Source organism: Hanstruepera sp. CR43, assembly GCF_055227665.1.
This window is the reverse complement of the sequence record NZ_CP200078.1, coordinates 1,493,354-1,511,224: the sequence shown is the minus strand read 5'-3', so window position 1 is coordinate 1,511,224 and position 17,871 is coordinate 1,493,354. Positions and strand designations below refer to the sequence as shown.

Here is a 17,871-nt window from a genome sequence, read left to right as displayed (position 1 = left end):
GAATTTATGAGTTATTCTGACAATATGTTTGCGAGTTTGTTTGACAAACAAAAAGCAAACCAATTCAATATTGGTAATACCAATTATAAGGAGCGTGTCAAAAAACTCAAAAAATTAAAACATGCATTAGAATACACTTACAAACAAGATATTCGCGATGCGTTATATGCCGATTTTAAAAAACCCCAATTAGAGGTTGATCTCACTGAAATTTATCCCGTTATTGATGAAATCAAGTTTGTTTCTAAAAGCTTGAAATCATGGCTTAAAAAACAACAAGTAGGTACACCTTTGGCCATGTTGGGAAGCAGTTCATATATTATCAATGAACCAAAAGGTGTTTGTTTGATTATTTCGCCCTGGAACTATCCTATAAACTTAACATTTGGGCCTTTGGTGTCAGCAATTGCCGCTGGTAACACGGTTATCTTAAAGCCTTCGGAAATGACTCCGAATACATCTCGTTTGATGGCTCGAATAGTCTCTGATTTATTTGATGAAAACGAAATTGCTTTAGTCGAAGGTGAAGTGAAAACGTCACAAGCTTTATTGGAATTACCCTTTAATCATATTTTCTTTACAGGGTCACCATCAGTAGGGAAAATCGTGATGAAAGCGGCTTCTAAACATCTTACTTCCGTGACCTTGGAATTAGGAGGGAAGTCTCCAACGATTATTGATGATTCCGTAAATATTGATAAAGTTGTCGGAAAAATAATTTATGGTAAGTTCATGAATGCAGGTCAGACATGTATTGCACCAGATTATGTGCTTGTTGACGAACGCATCAAAGAATCATTTATTACAAGTTTCAAAAAGCAGGTGAGCAAATTTTATTCTAAGCAACCAGAATCATCAGAAGCTTATAGCCGTATTGTAAACAATAAGCATTTCAGTCGCCTGAACGAAGGGCTGGAAGAGGCAAAATCCCAAAACGCGAAAATAGACTTGGGAGGTCAGTCAAATGATGAGGACAACTATATAGAACCAACATTGATTTCAGATTTGAATGAGGATAGTAAACTTATGCAGGAAGAAATTTTTGGTCCCGTCTTACCTTTGAAAACGTATAAGACAATTGAAGAAGCCGTAGACTATATTAATTCAAAAGAAAAACCCTTGGCTTTATATATATATAGCAAAAAGAAAAAGAATATCAATTATATATTAGATAATACCCGTGCTGGAGGCACCTGTGTCAATCATAATTTATTACAATACTTAAATCATAATTTGCCATTTGGTGGCTCTAATAATAGCGGCATTGGGAAATCCCATGGCTTTTTTGGTTTTTTGGAGTTTACCAACCAACGATCGTTATTAAAACAACATACCTTTGGAGCAGTTGATTTATTAAAACCACCTTATACTCATTGGAAACAAAAGATAGTGGATTTAACTATTAAATGGTTTTAAGATTTATTGAAAAAATCTGATTGAATCTGCTCATTGACACCATCTTGGTATTTAGTCATACTGAACCATTGATGAATGGAATAACTTCCCGTTTCGCCTTGTTTGTTTACGGCAATATAGCCAACTTGAAAATCCTTATAATTACTATTGGGTTTATTTACTATCCGGCTAATAGCTTCTTCGCAAGCTTCTTGGGGTGTTTTACCTTGACGCATCAATTCCACAACCAAAAAGCTGCCAACGGTTTTAACTACTTCTTCACCCAAACCTGTGGCTACACAAGCTCCAATTTCATTATCCACGAACAATCCAGAACCAATAATGGGAGAGTCACCAACACGACCATGCATTTTGTAGCCTAATCCGCTTGTAGTGCAAGCGCCAGAAATATCACCATTTTTATCTATGGCTAGCATACCAATGGTATCGTGATTTTCAATGTTTATTATGGGTTTGTACTCACTGTCAACTTTCCATTCTTCCCAAGCTTTTTTTGAGGCTTCAGTCAATAAATTCTCTCTTTTAAAGCCTTGTTCCAAGGCAAATTGTTCAGCACCTTTTCCTGCAAGCATCACATGAGGTGTGTCCTCCATCACTTTTCTGGCCACAGAAACAGCATGAACAATATTTTCTAGAAAAACAACAGAGCCACAATTACCATGTTTATCCATAATGCAAGCGTCTAATGTCACATGACCATCACGATCCGGCAAACCACCTTTGCCAACCGATTGACCTTTTTCGTTAGCTTCTTCCACCATACAACCTTGCTCTACGGCATCTAAAGCATTCCCGCCAGCTTGTAAAACTTCCCAGGCTTTAGCGGTAGCTTCTTTTACATGCCAAGTGGCAATAACCAATGGTAAGTTCGCTTTAGAATCCGTCGTAGGAGTTACCACGTTTGTTTCAGCTTTTTTATCGCTATCAGCACAACTTAATAGTGTGCTCCCAACAGCAACACCCGCTCCCGATAATGCTGCGTTTTTTATGAAGTGTCTGCGTTTCATATTACTCGTATTTGGTTTCTAAAGTTAATGAATATGGAACATCATCATTATGACTGCCCCAATTTTTATTTGGTGAATTGGTCATATCAAATCTAAAGGTGCCACCATTCTGAATAGTATCATAGTTCAGGTAGCTTTTGGGATAAGGGTTTCCATTAAATGTAGCCGAATCAATATAAACATTAGTTTTTGAATTGTTTGGCGCTTCAATAACAAAGTTGTTTCCATTTTCTAAATGCAAAGTAGCCTTTTTAAATAAGGGACTTCCAATAATATACTGATCGGTAGCTGGAGCTACGGGATAAAATCCCAAAGCACTGAACACATACCAGGCAGAAGTTTGTCCGTTATCTTCATCACCACAATAACCATCTGGTGTGGCTGAATATAATTTAGTTAATACATCCCTTATTTTTTCTTGTGCTTTATAAGAGGCATTGGCATGGTTGAATAAATAAATCATGTGTTGGATGGGTTGATTCCCATGAGCATAATTGCCCATATTCACAATTTGCATTTCACGGATTTCATGAATGGTGCCACCATAATAGGAATCATCAAAATCAGGAGGCATGGTGAAAACAGCGTCTAATTGTTCAATGAATTTGTTTTTTCCTCCCATTAGATCAATAAGTCCTTGCACATCATGAAAAACAGACCAAGTATAGTGCAAACTATTACCTTCAGTAAAGGCATCACCCCATTTTAGCGGGTTGAAGGGTGACTGAAAAGTGCCGTCTTCATTCTTGCCTCGCATTAAATTCGTAGACGGGTCAAAAACATTTTTATAGTTTAAGGAATGTTGGTAGAATTTATTGGCAATATCCTGTTTGCCTAATTTTTTGGCCATTTGGGCAATAGTAAAATCAGCATAGGCATATTCCAAAGTTCTGGCGACATTTTCGTTGACACCAACGTCATATGGCACATAACCTAAATCGTTATAATAATTCAACCCTTCACGGCCAACAGAACTTGCAGGCCTGCCTAATTCCACTTGAGCATTTTTTAAGATAGCTTCAAACAAGACGTTGACATCTTTATCGGCCATGTTACCTGTTAAAAAAGCATCTGCAATTATGGGTGCTGAATTGGAACCAATCATACAATCACGATGTCCTGGACTTGCCCATTCTGGCAACCATCCAGATTCTTCATAAGCATTTGCTAATCCTTCCATGATATGGGAATTCAATTCGGGATACATCATGTTAAAAAATGGATACACGGCTCTGAAGGTATCCCAAAAGCCATTGTCAGTAAACATATAACCAGGAAGCACTTCCCCATTATAAGGACTGTAATGCACCACGGCATTATTTTTATCAAATTCATAGAATTTTCTTGGAAATAACAACACACGATACAAGCAGGAATAAAAGGTTCTGATGTTACCTATGTTATCATCTTCAATTTGAATTTTGTTAAATTCCGTTTGCCAAGTTTGTTTGGCTTTTTCTTTGGTGGTTTCAAAAGAATCATTGCCAATTTCTCGATCTAAATTCAGTAGTGCTTGTTCAGGACTTATAAAGGACGAAGCTACCTTCACATGAACAACTTCTCCTTTTTTTGTTTTAAAACCAATAATGGCACCAACGTGATTGCCTTCACTGTCCTTTTGGTTCTTTTGAAGTGTCCAATCATCTGTCCAAGTATGGGAAATTTCGAAATCCTTATCAAATTCAGCGACAAAATAATTATGGAAATTATCAGGAACACCACCGCGATTGTTTCGGCAATACCCAATAATTTTTCTTTCTTCAGGAATGATTTTTACCATAGAACCTTTGTAAAAAGCATCCAACATAATATAGGACGAATCCGCTTCAGGAAAGGTAAATTTAAATTGAGCGGCTCGTTCAGTTGGAGTGACTTCAACTTTTGTATCATAGTCGGCCAGATACACACTGTAATAATATGGTTTAACCGTTTCGGCCTTATGCGAAAACCATGATTGGCGCTCTTCTTCATTAAACTTTAAATCACCTGTAACGGCCATAAATGAAAAGGCTGCATAATCATTAATCCAGGGGCTCGGTTGATGGGTTTGTTTAATACCTCTTATTTTGTTTTCGTTGTATTTGTAGGTCCAGCCATCTCCCATTTTTGAGGTCATGGGTGTCCAAAAGTTCATGCCCCAAGGTGTGGCAATAGCTGGATACGTATTTCCATTGGAAAGACTGTATTTGGAGTCTGTTCCCATTAATGGATTAACATAATCTACCAAATTAACTGCAGTATCCTTCGTTTCAGTTTTATGGTTGATTTCAGGATTCTTTTTACAAGCTGTAATCAGACAGACTAATAAAATGATTAAGATTTGCTTATTCATAATTATTGCTCATTTCAAATACAATTTCACCACCATTCATAATATCTTGATGCGAAATCAAGGTGCCTTCCAAAACATTTCCATTAATTAAAACACGTTTTACATAAACGTTTTCTTTGCCTTGGTTTTTAGCTATGATAGTCAAAGTTTTTCCGTTATCTAAATGAATTTTTGCTTCTTTAACCAATGGACTTCCTAAAGCATAATCATTAGAACCTGGTGTTACCGGATAAAATCCGAGACTACTAAAAATATACCAGGCACTCATTTGTCCGGCATCATCATTGCCACAAAGTCCTTCAACCGTTGGACCATACATGGTATCCATAATCATTCGCACGCGAGATTGTGTTTTTTCTGGATGACCTGTCCAGTTGTATAAGTACGGGATATGATGTCCGGGTTCGTTACCTTGAACATAGTTGCCAATGATTCCATCTCGAGTAATATCTTCATGCTTTTCGATGTATTTATCTTCAATTTCCATAGTAAATAGCGAATCTAAATGTTGGGTAAATTGCTCTTTTCCACCCATCATGCTTACCATTTTGTCAATGTTTTGCGGGACATACAAACCGTAATTCCAGGCATTACCTTCAATAAATCCTTGTCCATGTGTGTCCATTGGATCGAAGTCTTTTCTAAAAGTGCCATCACTTAATTTAGGTCGCATAAATCCAATACTAGGATCATAAACGTTGTTGTAATATTCGGAGCGTTTTGAGAATTCTTCTTCTGTTGAGGTGTCTCCCACTTGTTTTGCCATTTGAGCAATACACCAATCGTTGTAAGCATATTCCAAGGTTTTTGAAACAGAGGAATGGCTTTTGTCATCTGGGACATAATGATAATCCATATAATCTCCCAAGCCGTCAAAATAACGCACATTAGCTGTATTTACTGAAGCTTGTAAAGCTCTTTTGTTGTCAAAATCACCAACGTTTTTTACCATGGCATCTGCAATGACCGATGTGGCGTGATATCCAATCATACACCAATTCTCATTGGCATAATGACTCCAAACAGGAAGCATATTATGGACGCTTTGATCGTGATGTGCCAGCATACTTTTTATCATATCGTTGTTGCGCTTCGGTTGCGTTATATTGAACAATGGATGCAAAGCACGATAAGTATCCCAAAGTGAAAAAATAGTATAGTTGGTAAATCCTTCTGAAGTATGGATATTTTGGTCTAAACCACGATATTGTCCATCCACGTCCTCATATAAAATAGGCGAAAGATTGGTGTGATACATGGCTGTGTAAAATGTGGTCTTTTGATCTTCGGTTAATGTTTCAACTTCAATTTTAGAGAGTTCATGGTTCCATTTGTCACTGGTTTCTTCATACGTTTTGTTGAAGTCCCAATGCGGAATTTCAGTTTCCAGATTGTTCAACGCACCAGCTGAACTAACATTGGAAAGTGCAAATTTTAGCTTGATTTGTTCACCTTCTTCAGTGTCAAAATTGAAATAAGCTCTCAAATCTTTTCCAGCCATTTCGGGGAAGTTCTCCTCTTGCTTAAATCGTCTGTAAAACCCGTCATATTTTATTGCGTCATATTTTTTATGGCCATAACTTTTAAAGGGCTTGGAAAATTTCGCAGCAAAAAACACTTTTTTATCGCGTGCCCAACCCTTGGTTTGCCTATAACCTGTTATCGTAGAATCATTTTCAACTCGAATAAACGTCCATACATTTTTGTTGTCATGATGGTACACATTGTAAACCATATCTAAAATGATATGTGCGTTATCTGATTGTGGAAAGGTGTATTGATGAAACCCCACACGCTCACTGGCTGTCAATTCAGCTTGAATATCATAACTGTCCAATTTCACACTGTAATATCCTGGAGATGCTTCTTCATATTTATGCAGGAAACTAGAGTAAAACCCCTTTTTCCCTTCAGCAGTTTGTAAAGGATCCAACACCAAATCACCAACCGTTGGCATCACCAAAAAATCGCCTAAATCGGAATGTCCGGTGCCACTAAAGTTGGTATGCGCAAAGCCAATAATGGTTGAATCTCGGTGTTGATAGCCAGCACAGTATTCGTAAGTTTCACTGTTATAGCTACCGTCTTCATTATGCATGACCTCAAAATTGGTTTGCGGACTCAATTGTACCATGCCAAAAGGTGCTGTGGCTCCAGGGAAAACATGACCCATTTTACTGGTACCAATGAATGGGTTGACGTATTTTGTATAGTCTTTGGTGGTTGGGTATGAGTCAGTTTGCTCTTCTGTTTTCTCTTTAGGAACAGTTTCGTCTTTACAGTTAAAACAAATTGCTAAAAGGAATAGTATTGATAGTTTTTTTATCATAATTATTTAATCGAGATTTCATCTACAAATAGCCAACTTCGGCCATCATGTTCGTAACCGAGATGCCATTCCGGAAGTTTGCCTAATTTTTTGGCGATTATTTGTACATAACGAGCTTTGCTCTTATTTAACTCAAAATTTAAGGTTTCTATTTGTGAACCTTCCACAGGTGTTGGAGTATCTATTGTTTTTATATAAATAGATTTGAAATTTTTACCATCAGATGATATTAAAAAAGTAACTTCTGTTGGTAGAAAAATCCAGCTCTTTTGGTCTTGAAGAAAGTTAACGGAAATAGTTTGAATATCCTTTTTACTTCCCAAATCAACCGTTGCAATGACATCGGTATCAAAATACCCTTGCCAAGTTCCTGTTCTAAAATCTTGTGTACCGTAAATGCCATCAATAAGCGCATTATTACCTCCACCATTGTATTGATTAGCATATTCGGTATCCAGTTTTATGGAAATGTTAGGGTCTATTTTATAAAATTGGGTCGTGATTTTAGCACTTTCTGCACCTGCTTTTTTAGAATAAATTTCTAGTGTTGTAGGTTCTGAAATGGTAAACGGATTCTCATACGTTTTAAATTCACCATCATTTAATCTATAAAGTATTTGAGCTGCATTATCCACATTTTCTAACATAACCTCTGTTTCACCCTTGAACGCCACATCGCCTTTGGCAATAAAGGGCACAGGTACAATCAAATTGTCGGAAATATGCGTTACGGGTTCTTCGCCTTCTTGTGTCGCCCACTCCGTAGGTTGATTGGTCATATTGAAGACTAATTGACCGCCTTTCATAATATCTTCATGAGAGATATGGGAATGGTTTAATGGTTGGCCATTAAGTTCAACCGATGCGATATAGATATTGTCATTAGAGAGGTTATTGGCTTGAATGGTGAATTGCTTGCCATTTTCTAAATTAATGGTTGCTTTTTCAAACAAAGGTGTTCCAATAATGTATTGATTGCTCGCTGGAGTAACTGGATAGAATCCCATGGATGAAAACACAAACCACGCACTCATCTGTCCGCAATCTTCATTCCCTGAAATACCATCGGGTTCGTTGGTATACAACTCCGTTAAAATCTGATGGACTTTCTCTTGGGTTTTATAAGGTTTATTGACAAAGTTGTACAGGTAGGCCATATGATGGCTAGGTTCATTACCATGCGCATACTGGCCAATTAAACCTGTAATATCGGCTTGGTCGCGTCCTGAAGTTTCCACTTGGGCTGTAAACAATTTATCTAAATGGGCATCTAATTTATCTTTTCCACCTAGCAAATTCATAAACCCAGAAATGTCTTGTGGGACATAATAGCTGTATTGCCAGGAATTAGCCTCGGTGTAATTGAAATTCACTTCGTAAGGATCAAAAGGCGCGAACCAGGTGTTGCGAAAACGACCACGCATAAATTGACTTTCTGGGTCAAACACGTTTTTATAATATTGGGCGCGTTCTGAATAAGTTTTATAATCGTCAGTTTTATTCATGGCTTTGGCCATTTGTGCAATGGTCCAGTCGTCATAGGCATATTCCAAAGTTTTGGAAACAGATTCGCTCTCCTCTTCGACAGGAATGAAACCGAATTCCTTATAGCTTTTCAATCCTAATTTATCACGAGTAGCCGAATGTTTCATAGCTTCCAATGCCTTTTCGGTGTCATAACCCTTGATGCCTTTTAAATAGGCGTCTGCAATCACGGGAACCGCATGATACCCAATCATACAACCAGTGTAACAGGCTGATAAATCCCATATGGGCATGATGCCGCCTTCGTCATATTTGGCTAAAAAGGTATTGATAAAATCATTGGTTCGGTCTTCTTCAATAATGGTGTAAAGTGGATGTGCCGCACGATAGGTGTCCCAAAGTGAGAACACGGTGTAATACTCAAAGTCTTTAGTTTGATGGATTTCTAAATCCATGCCACGATAGCGACCATCAACATCTTGATAGAGGTTAGGTGCCAACATGGAGTGATATAGTGACGTGTAGAAATTGGTTTTGTAATCGGTATTGGTGCTTTCAACTACTATTTTTTCAAGCTGACTTTCCCAGGCATCTTGGGCTTCTTGTTTTACTTCTTCAAAGCTTTTGTTACCTATTTCAGTTTCTAAATTCTTTCGTGCACCTTCCTCATCAACCGGGGAAATGCCAATTTTTAAATAAACTGGTTCGTGAGTTGGATTATTCAGACTTAAAATAGCTTTTGTAGGTTTATCAAGAGCTGGATATTGTGTAATTGCCTCATGAGATAATTCAAAATAATAAAACAATTTTTGATTGGTTGCCCATGCTTTAGAATGTCTGTAGCCTTTAAATATTTTTGGGCTTACTTGTGTAATATTGTAATCAAGTAACTCGTTCTCTATGTTCCAAATCCAGTACGATGTATTGACTGCTTGATTTTTGGAACTGATACTTGTGTATACCACTGCGTTTGGAAACGGTTAGTTCCACATCAATATTTGTTGAATCTAAATGTACTTTATAGTAACCAGGTTCTGCAATTTCATTGTCGTGACTAAAATGAGCTCGATAGCCTTTATTGCCATCGGCTCCATTATTAAAGTTCACTTCATTGGTTGGCATCAATAAAATATCACCATAGTCCGATACACCTGTGCCGCTTAAATGGGTATGTGAAAAACCATAGATGTAATTGTCGGAATAATGATAGCCAGAACAGCCATCCCAACCATCCAATCGCGTATCTGGACTTAATTGCATCATCCCAAAAGGCATGGTCGCGCCAGGATAGGTATGTCCATGTCCGCCAGTTCCAATAAACGGATTGACATAGGATATTAGTGATGTGTCTTTTTGGGCTGGTTGAATGTCTTTATTTTCCTTGCAGGCAGTAAATAGTATTACCAATGCAAAAAAGAACGTAATAGGGAGTTTCATTTAAAATAGGATTGCTAAATTTAAAGCATCTAATATACTAAAATGCCAATCAAGAAATTTACTGTTTTCATTGTTTTTGCTGTCCTGTTTTGGAGCTGCCAACAAAAACCATCTGAAGTAATTGTACCGCAGATCATTCCTAATCCTCAAAATCAATTAATTATGGAGGGAAATTTTGTTTTAAGAGATGGAATGGGCATTCAAAATGATTCGGATTTTAGTATTTCTGCTGATTTTTTAAAGAATTTTATTAAAGAAGGAAGTAATATCACGTTAAAAGAAAACGATGATATCGTTTTTGTAAAAGATACCAGTATTTCCAATGTTGAAGGATATGTTTTAGAGATTAGCACGTCACAAATTCGGATAAAAGCCAATTCAGACCAAGGTGCTTTTTATGCGGTACAAACCTTAAGGCAATTATTACCTGTTGGTTTTGAAAATGGTTCGTTTTATAAGAATGAAGCGGCTATTCCTTGTTTAAACATTGAAGACGCACCGAGATTTCCATATCGTGGGATGCATCTGGATGTAGCGCGTCACAAGTTTTCAGTTGAATTCATCAAAAAATATATTGATGCTTTAGCCATGTTGAAAATGAATACCTTTCATTGGCATTTAACAGATGATCAAGGCTGGCGCATAGACATAAAAAAATACCCGAAACTTCAGGAGGTGGCAGCCTACAGAGAACAAACATTGGTAGGGCATTTTTCAGATCAACCAACAACTTATGATGGCAAACGCTATGGTGGATTTTACACGCAAGAAGACATCAAGGAAGTAGTTGCCTATGCTCAAAAACAACATATAACTGTTATCCCGGAAATTGAAATGCCTGGCCATGCGCAAGCGGCAATTTCGGCTTACCCGGAATTGGGTTGTCGTGGCGATTCCATAAAAGTAGCCCAGACTTGGGGTGTATTTGAAGATATTTTTTGCGCAGGAAAAGAAAGCACCTTCACTTTTTTAGAATCTGTTTTGGATGAGGTTATTGACTTATTCCCAAGCGAGTATGTTCACATTGGAGGCGACGAAGCGCCAAAGACGCATTGGAAAACCTGTGATGCTTGTCAAAACAGAATTAAAGATTTAGGGTTAAAAGACGAACATGAATTGCAGAATTATTTTATCACACGAATTGAAAAATATTTAAATTCGAAAGGAAGACAAATTATTGGATGGGATGAGATTTTGGAAGGCGGTCTGGCTCCAAATGCCACGGTCATGTCTTGGCGAGGCACTAATGGTGCTGTTGAAGCTGCAAAAGCAAGACACAACGTTATCATGACGCCTACCAGCCATTGCTATTTTGATTATTACCAGTCTACTAATGAGGGAGAGCCTCTGGCTATTGGGGGCTATTTACCATTGGAAAAGGTGTATGGTTTCAACCCTATTCCAGAAGAATTAAATCAAGATGAGTCGCAATATGTTTTGGGCGTTCAAGGTAATCTTTGGACCGAATATATTCCAACCGAACGTCAGGTTGAGTATATGGTATTTCCTAGAATTTTGGCCATGAGTGAAGTCGCTTGGAGTAATCCTGAACACAAAAACTATGAGGATTTTGTACCAAGAGTAGAAGCTTTTAATGCGCGTTTGGATGTTTTGGGGGTCAATTATGCCAATCATTTATATGAAGTAGAAGGCGCACTCATTACTGAAAAAGAACAGTCTTTCTACACTTTAAAAACACTCACCAAAGACAAAGCCATACGCTACACCGCAGATGACTCCGAGCCAAATGATCAATCTATAGAGTATGATCATCCCATTCCTTTTAATGAAAATATGACTTTAAAAGCCGCTGTATTCAAAAATGGAAAACAATTAGGGACAACATTTACAGAGCATTTCAATTATCATAAAGCCGTAGGTAAAAAGATTACAATCAGTCCTGATCACAGTAAAGTGTATGCTGGAAGTGGTGCTCAAGGTTTAATAAATGGTATTTCGGGTAGTGACACGCGCTATGGCGATAAAGAGTGGTTAGGATTTTGGGGAGATGATGTTGAAATCACTATTGACATGGGCAAAGAAATGGAAATTAATTCAATAAAAACACGATTTCATAATGGACAAGGACAATGGATTTATGCACCGAAAGACATCGAATTTCAATTTGATCATGACAGTCAAATTATAGAAGTTCCTGATTCAAATGATATTTTAGTTCCTGTTGTATTTGATAAAAAAGTGAGAACAAGATATATAAAATTGATAGTGCCTAATTACGGAATAATTCCAGAAGGGAATCAAGGTTCTGGTAATAAGGCTTGGACCTTTATTGATGAAATTATAGTGAAATAATATGCTTTTAGAAATTTGTGCCAATTCCTATCAATCTGCTGTCAATGCTCAAGAAGCTGGTGCACATCGTATTGAGTTGTGCAGTGAGTTATCAGTTGGAGGGATCACACCAAGCTACGGACTTATCAAACAAGTTGTTACTGCTTTATCCATTCCTGTGTGTGTTTTGATTCGTCCTCGAAGTGGAAATTTTGATTATTCTGATGATGAGTTTGAAGTTATGAAGCGCGATATTCAAGTCTGTAAGGATTTGGGTGTTCAAGGCATTGTATCTGGAGTTCTTAAGGAAGACAATACCATTGATGTAAAGCGTACACAAACTTTAGTGGAATGGGCTTATCCATTACCATTCACCTATCATCGCGCCTTCGACTGTGTTCCAAATCCTAAAGAGGCGTTAGAATTCTTAATCAAATTAGGTGTTAATCGTGTACTGACTTCTGGTCAGCAAACTAAAGCCATAGATGGCATTCAACTCTTAAGCAAAATGAAAGAGCTAGCAGGAAATAAAGTGGTTATTCTTGCAGGAGGTGGTATTAATCCTGAAAATGCGGCTGATTTCAAAAAAGCTGGATTTGACGAAATTCATGCTTCAGCTTCCAAATTAGTGCGTAATGCAGCTTCAGAATATTTTGGAAACACACCACAAACCGTTTCAGATATGAAAACCATTCAGGACATTTTAAACGCTATTCAATGAGATATGGTCTAATTGCTTTTCTGCTAATTTGTTGTTTGTCATGCCAAACCCAATATGAGACGCCAACAACTATATTGCTACATGATAGTTGGCAATTCAAGCAAGTGGACTCTGATACGTGGTTGTCGGCAAAGGTGCCGGGTAACGTGTTTTCGGATTTAATGGAAAATGGCCTGATAAATGACCCTTTTATTGGTAATAATGAGCAATTAGTACAAGGCATTTCAAAAACCGATTGGGAATACAAAACGAATTTTAATGTTGATTCAGAAATTTTGAATCGTAAGCATCTAGAACTTGAATTTGAAGGCTTGGATACCTATGCTACGGTGTATTTAAATGACAGTTTGATTTTAAAAACCAATAATGCCTTCAGACGCTTTGCGGTTGATGTGAAACCGATTTTAAAAACAGATAATGAATTGCGAATTCTGTTTGAAAGCACATCTAAATATGAAGAAGAAACCAAAGCAAAATTGAATTATACATTGCCTGAAGGAAACAGGATTTTCACCAGAAAAGCCCAATTTCAGTATGGTTGGGATTGGGGACCCACTCTGAATACTAGTGGTATTTGGCGTGATGTGAAATTACAGGCTTGGGATGATTTTAAGATAGAAGATGTTTATGTTAAGCAGTTAGAAGTAAATGATTCGATGGCCAAACTTTTAGTTCAGGTTGATTTAGGAAGAAGTGAAATCAATGTATACACTATAGAGGTATATGTTAATAATTCGTTGACTTCAGTTTTTAGCGAAGGATTAGAATATAACCCAATGTTAATTCCATTTCAAATTAAAAATCCCAATCGCTGGTGGCCTCATAATTTGGGTGAACCCTATTTGTATGACATCAAAGTTGTTATAAAAGATGGGGAAGCCGTTTTGGATAGTATGTCCAAGAAAGTAGGTTTACGAACTATTGATTTGGTCAATGAAAAAGATAGTCTTGGTGAATCGTTTTATTTTAAGGTTAATGGTGTTCCTGTATACGCCAAAGGCGCCAATTACATTCCGCAAAATTGTTTTCAAAACCAAGTTACTGATAGTAATTACGAAAAGCTTTTAAATGATGTTGTTTCGGCCAATATGAATATGCTTCGCGTTTGGGGTGGCGGCATTTATGAGAATGATGTGTTTTATGATTTATGTGATGAAAAAGGCATTTTAGTCTGGCAGGATTTTATGTTTGCTTGTGCCATGTATCCAGGCGATGAAGCATTTTTAGAAAATGTTGAACAAGAAGCTATTGATAATGTCAAGAGTTTACGAAATCATCCATCTATAGCCTTATGGTGTGGTAATAATGAAAGCTCTGAAGGTTGGCATCGTTGGGGTTGGCAAAATGACAGAAGTGAGGAAGAGAAACAGGAAATTTGGAGTAGCTATTTAAAGGTTTTTGATTCTATTTTACCAAGAACAGTCGGTCAATATTCAGATACGGATTATTGGGAAAGCTCTCCGAAATTTGGGCGCGGCAATCCAAAATACGAATTTGAAGGCGATGCCCACGATTGGTGGATTTGGCATGATGGCTATCCCTTTGAACATTTAGAGGCACATGTACCGCGATTTATGAGTGAGTTTGGATTTCAATCCTTTCCAAGTTATGAAGCAATCCATTATATCAACCAAAGCGATTCTTTGGATATTACCTCTGAAGGGTTTAAAAACCATCAAAAGCATGCTCGAGGATTTCAAATCATGGATGCCTATATGCAACGTGATTTTCCAGTTCCTAATAATGCGGAAGATTATTTCTATGTAAGTCAGTTGTTGCAAGCTTATGGTATTACAAAAGGTATTGAGGCACACCGTCGTGCAAAACCTTATAACATGGGTACGCTCATTTGGCAGTTAAATGATTGCTGGCCTGCTGTGTCTTGGTCAAGCATTGACTTCTTTGGGAACTGGAAAGCTTTGCACTATAAAGCTAAGCGTAGTTTTGAAAACCTATTGATTTCCTCAAAAGTTGAAAACAATATTTTAAATGTATATGCTATAAATGATAGTCTGGAAAAGGTGCCCTTAAGCCTAAATGTGCGGTTGCTAGATTTTGATGGCAAAAGTATCATGCATAAACAAATTCAAGATGTCATTCCTTTTGATGTTAGTAAGCAAATTTTTAATATGGATTTAAATGATATTAATTTTGATAAGCAATCAACCGTTTTAAGGATTGATAACAATGATCAAACATGGCTTTACTATTTCTCAAAACCAAAAGATCTCAAGCTGAAACCTCAAGCTATTCAAAAAACAATTACAAAAACGGATACAGGTTTTGAAATTCAACTATCAAGCTCAACATTGCAAAAAGATGTATTTTTATTTTGTAATGAAAAAGGGCATTTTTCCGACAACTATTTTGATTTGTTGCCCAATGAAAAAAAAACAATCACGTTTTTTAGTCAAGCAATCAACCTATCATCTTTGAAAATAAAAACTCTAAGCGGATTAAAAAATTAACAGAGTATTAAAAGACTTCGCTTTATTTGCCAGTATATTTGTAAAGCCTTAAGAAAAAGATATTTATGTCACGGTGGATTATAACCCTTATCGTATTTTCAATAATATTCTTATTTATTGAAATCTATGCGTTCCAAGCAATTAAAACATTAACTAAAAGCCGAATAATAAAATGGGTTTGGTTATTGGTTTCATTGGCTATCTATGCTAATTTTTTATATGTCATCTTTTCTACACCACGAAGTGCCGGTCAAACAGTCAACTTTCAGTTGGCAGCAGGCCTTATGTTGACGTTTTTAATACCCAAATTGGTCTTGCTAGTCATTATGTTTGGAGAAGATGTTTTTAGAGTAGTGGGCAAGCTATTTTCATTTTTATCGCCCGGTGAAACAAAAGATTTTTCAGGTAGGCGCGAGTTTATTGCGAAAATTGCTTTGGGAATTGCGACCATTCCATTCGCATCATTTCTATATGGTATATGGCAAGGACGCTATAACTATAAAGTGCTGAAGTACCAATTGTTTTTCGAAGATTTACCCAAAGCCTTTGACGGATTTACCATTACTCAGATTTCTGATATCCATTCAGGGAGTTTTACAAATAAGGAAAAGATAAAGTATGGTGTTGATTTAATAAATGAACAAAAATCCGATGTCATGCTGTTTACGGGTGATATTGTAAACAATAAAGCCGATGAAATGGATGACTGGATTGATATGTTCAAGGAGTTGGATGCGCCTTATGGTAAATATTCTATTTTGGGAAATCATGACTATGGTGATTATGTGGAATGGAAAAAACCTGAAGATAAAGTAGCCAATTTTCAGGCTGTGAAGGATATTCATCCTAAAATTGGTTTTGATTTATTGTTGGATGAACATCGCTATATCGAAAAAGATGGTGAGAAATTGGCGCTCATTGGTGTTGAAAATTGGGGAAAAGGATTTAATCAAGCAGGGGATTTACAAAAAGCATCATCTCAAGTTAGCCAAGATGATTTTAAAATTTTAATGACACATGATCCATCTCATTGGGAATATCATGTTAAGGAAGATGACTTTCACTATCACCTGACCTTAAGTGGACACACACATGGGTTGCAAATGGGAATTGAAATTCCTGGGTTTTTTAGATGGAGTCCATCTCAATATGTTTACAAACAATGGGCTGGATTGTACAATGAATTTGGAAGGTTTATAAACGTGAATCGTGGTTTTGGATATCATGCGTTTCCAGGACGCGTGGGAATCTGGCCAGAGATCACGGTTATTGAACTTAAACAAGGTACTCGAGACACTTAATTTCTTGCAATAGTGCTATTTTCTTAAAAAATGTTTATTTTTATATTACATGACAATAACCTATTGAAAATAAACAAGTTTTATTTAAGTAAAATGTTGTAGGTTTGTAGGAACAGGTTGACTAAAATTGTTGCATATGTCAAAATTTGGGGAACTAATAGATGTTAACATTCCTGTGTTGTTGGATTTTTTCACAGAATGGAATGAGCAATCGACAGCTATGCATGCCGTATTGAGAGATGTGGCGGCTGCCCTTGGTGATAAGGCCAAAGTTATTAAAATTGATGTTGATAAGAATAAGGAGCTTGCTGAAGCCCTTCGTGTCAAAGGTTTGCCAACATTGATTATCTACAAAAATGGCGAAATGAAATGGCGTCATAGTGGCGAACAGGATGCCAATACGCTTATTGGTATTATTCAAGAATATGTTTAGCTAGCTAATGCTTTAAAAGTATAGCCCTTGTTAGAGAAATGCTCCAAAACTTTTGGTAGAGCATACAAAAGATTTTTTGCGGCTTTTTCACTGTCATGAAAAACAATGATACTTCCAGGTTCAGATTTATCTAAAACATTTTTCAAGCAGCTTTCAGGGGAAGTTTTATAGTCCCAATCAAAGGATAAGACATTCCACATGATAATGGTATATCCCAAATTAATTAATGCTTTTCCTTGGCTTGGTTTTATTTTGCCATATGGTGGACGAAATAGTTTTTTGCTAAACTTACCATCCTTTAATTCTGAATTGATGACATCTTGAGCTTGATCGACATCAGCTAGGTAATGTTCTAAATCAGTTTTCCAACCCTTTAAATGGTTTTGGGTGTGGTTACCAATTGCATGTCCTTTTGACACAATATTTTTAAAAATTTCAGGATTCTTTTCTACATTATTGCCAATACAAAAAAAAGTTGCTTTCGCATGGAAATCTGATAATAAGCTTAAGACTTGATCCGTAATATTTGGTGTTGGACCATCATCAAAAGTGATATAGAGAATTTTCTCGTTAGTTTGTTTTTCCCAAACATACTTTGGTAGAGCCTTTTTGACAATTTTAGGCGTTTTTACAGGCGTTATTCCCATGTA

12 protein-coding genes are annotated in these 17,871 nt (G+C 36.8%); 6 read left to right on the top strand and 6 right to left on the bottom strand.

What is annotated here, in order from left to right; translation table 11 throughout:
* The first annotated feature begins 6 nt into the window (after nt 1–6).
* Complete coding sequence (locus ACKXGU_RS06905; protein WP_463467315.1) at nt 7–1,416, top strand: aldehyde dehydrogenase family protein; 1,410 nt, start codon at nt 7–9, stop codon at nt 1,414–1,416.
* Here ACKXGU_RS06905 and ACKXGU_RS06900 read toward each other — a convergent pair.
* Genes ACKXGU_RS06900 through ACKXGU_RS06880 form a run of 5 tightly spaced genes read right to left on the bottom strand, consistent with a single transcriptional unit; the run spans nt 1,413 to nt 10,006 of the window.
* Nucleotides 1,413–2,423 carry an isoaspartyl peptidase/L-asparaginase family protein gene (locus tag ACKXGU_RS06900; RefSeq protein WP_463467314.1) on the bottom strand — a complete coding sequence of 337 codons (1,011 nt, stop codon included), beginning with the start codon at nt 2,421–2,423 and terminating at the stop codon, nt 1,413–1,415. The two genes, ACKXGU_RS06905 and ACKXGU_RS06900, sit on opposite strands and share 4 nt — an antisense overlap.
* A gap of 1 nt (nt 2,424) precedes the next feature.
* Nucleotides 2,425–4,755: a GH92 family glycosyl hydrolase gene (locus ACKXGU_RS06895; protein WP_463467313.1), complete on the bottom strand. Its 2,331-nt coding sequence runs from the start codon at nt 4,753–4,755 to the stop codon at nt 2,425–2,427.
* Nucleotides 4,748–7,084, bottom strand: a complete 2,337-nt coding sequence (locus tag ACKXGU_RS06890) for a GH92 family glycosyl hydrolase (RefSeq protein WP_463467312.1) — start codon at nt 7,082–7,084, stop codon at nt 4,748–4,750. The genes ACKXGU_RS06895 and ACKXGU_RS06890 overlap by 8 nt, the downstream gene beginning before the upstream one ends.
* A 2-nt stretch (nt 7,085–7,086) precedes the next feature.
* Nucleotides 7,087–9,534 (bottom strand): GH92 family glycosyl hydrolase, encoded by a 2,448-nt coding sequence (locus ACKXGU_RS06885; protein WP_463467311.1) that lies wholly within the window; start codon nt 9,532–9,534, stop codon nt 7,087–7,089.
* A complete protein-coding gene (locus tag ACKXGU_RS06880; RefSeq protein WP_463467310.1) occupies nt 9,452–10,006 on the bottom strand; it encodes a hypothetical protein in 555 nt (184 codons plus the stop codon). The genes ACKXGU_RS06885 and ACKXGU_RS06880 overlap by 83 nt, the downstream gene beginning before the upstream one ends.
* Before the next feature lie 42 nt (nt 10,007–10,048).
* Here ACKXGU_RS06880 and ACKXGU_RS06875 point away from each other — a divergent pair, with 42 nt between their 5' ends.
* The 5 genes from ACKXGU_RS06875 (at nt 10,049) to ACKXGU_RS06855 (ending at nt 17,221) form a co-directional block, all read left to right on the top strand.
* On the top strand, nt 10,049–12,319 hold the full coding sequence (locus tag ACKXGU_RS06875; RefSeq protein ID WP_463467309.1) for a glycoside hydrolase family 20 protein: 2,271 nt from the start codon (nt 10,049–10,051) through the stop codon (nt 12,317–12,319).
* 1 nt (nt 12,320) lies between these two features.
* Complete coding sequence (locus ACKXGU_RS06870; RefSeq protein ID WP_463467308.1) at nt 12,321–13,019, top strand: copper homeostasis protein CutC; 699 nt, start codon at nt 12,321–12,323, stop codon at nt 13,017–13,019.
* Nucleotides 13,016–15,487 carry a beta-mannosidase gene (locus ACKXGU_RS06865; RefSeq protein WP_463467307.1) on the top strand — a complete coding sequence of 824 codons (2,472 nt, stop codon included), beginning with the start codon at nt 13,016–13,018 and terminating at the stop codon, nt 15,485–15,487. The genes ACKXGU_RS06870 and ACKXGU_RS06865 overlap by 4 nt, the downstream gene beginning before the upstream one ends.
* Before the next feature lie 65 nt (nt 15,488–15,552).
* The gene (locus ACKXGU_RS06860) at nt 15,553–16,788 is read left to right on the top strand and encodes a metallophosphoesterase (protein WP_463467306.1); all 1,236 of its coding nucleotides are present in this window, start codon (nt 15,553–15,555) and stop codon (nt 16,786–16,788) included.
* A gap of 136 nt (nt 16,789–16,924) precedes the next feature.
* A complete protein-coding gene (locus ACKXGU_RS06855; protein ID WP_103051734.1) occupies nt 16,925–17,221 on the top strand; it encodes a thioredoxin family protein in 297 nt (98 codons plus the stop codon).
* On the opposite strand, the gene ACKXGU_RS06850 is transcribed toward ACKXGU_RS06855, so the two are convergent.
* A complete protein-coding gene (locus tag ACKXGU_RS06850) occupies nt 17,218–17,868 on the bottom strand; it encodes a polysaccharide deacetylase family protein (RefSeq protein WP_463467305.1) in 651 nt (216 codons plus the stop codon). The two genes, ACKXGU_RS06855 and ACKXGU_RS06850, sit on opposite strands and share 4 nt — an antisense overlap.
* Nucleotides 17,869–17,871 lie beyond the last annotated feature (3 nt).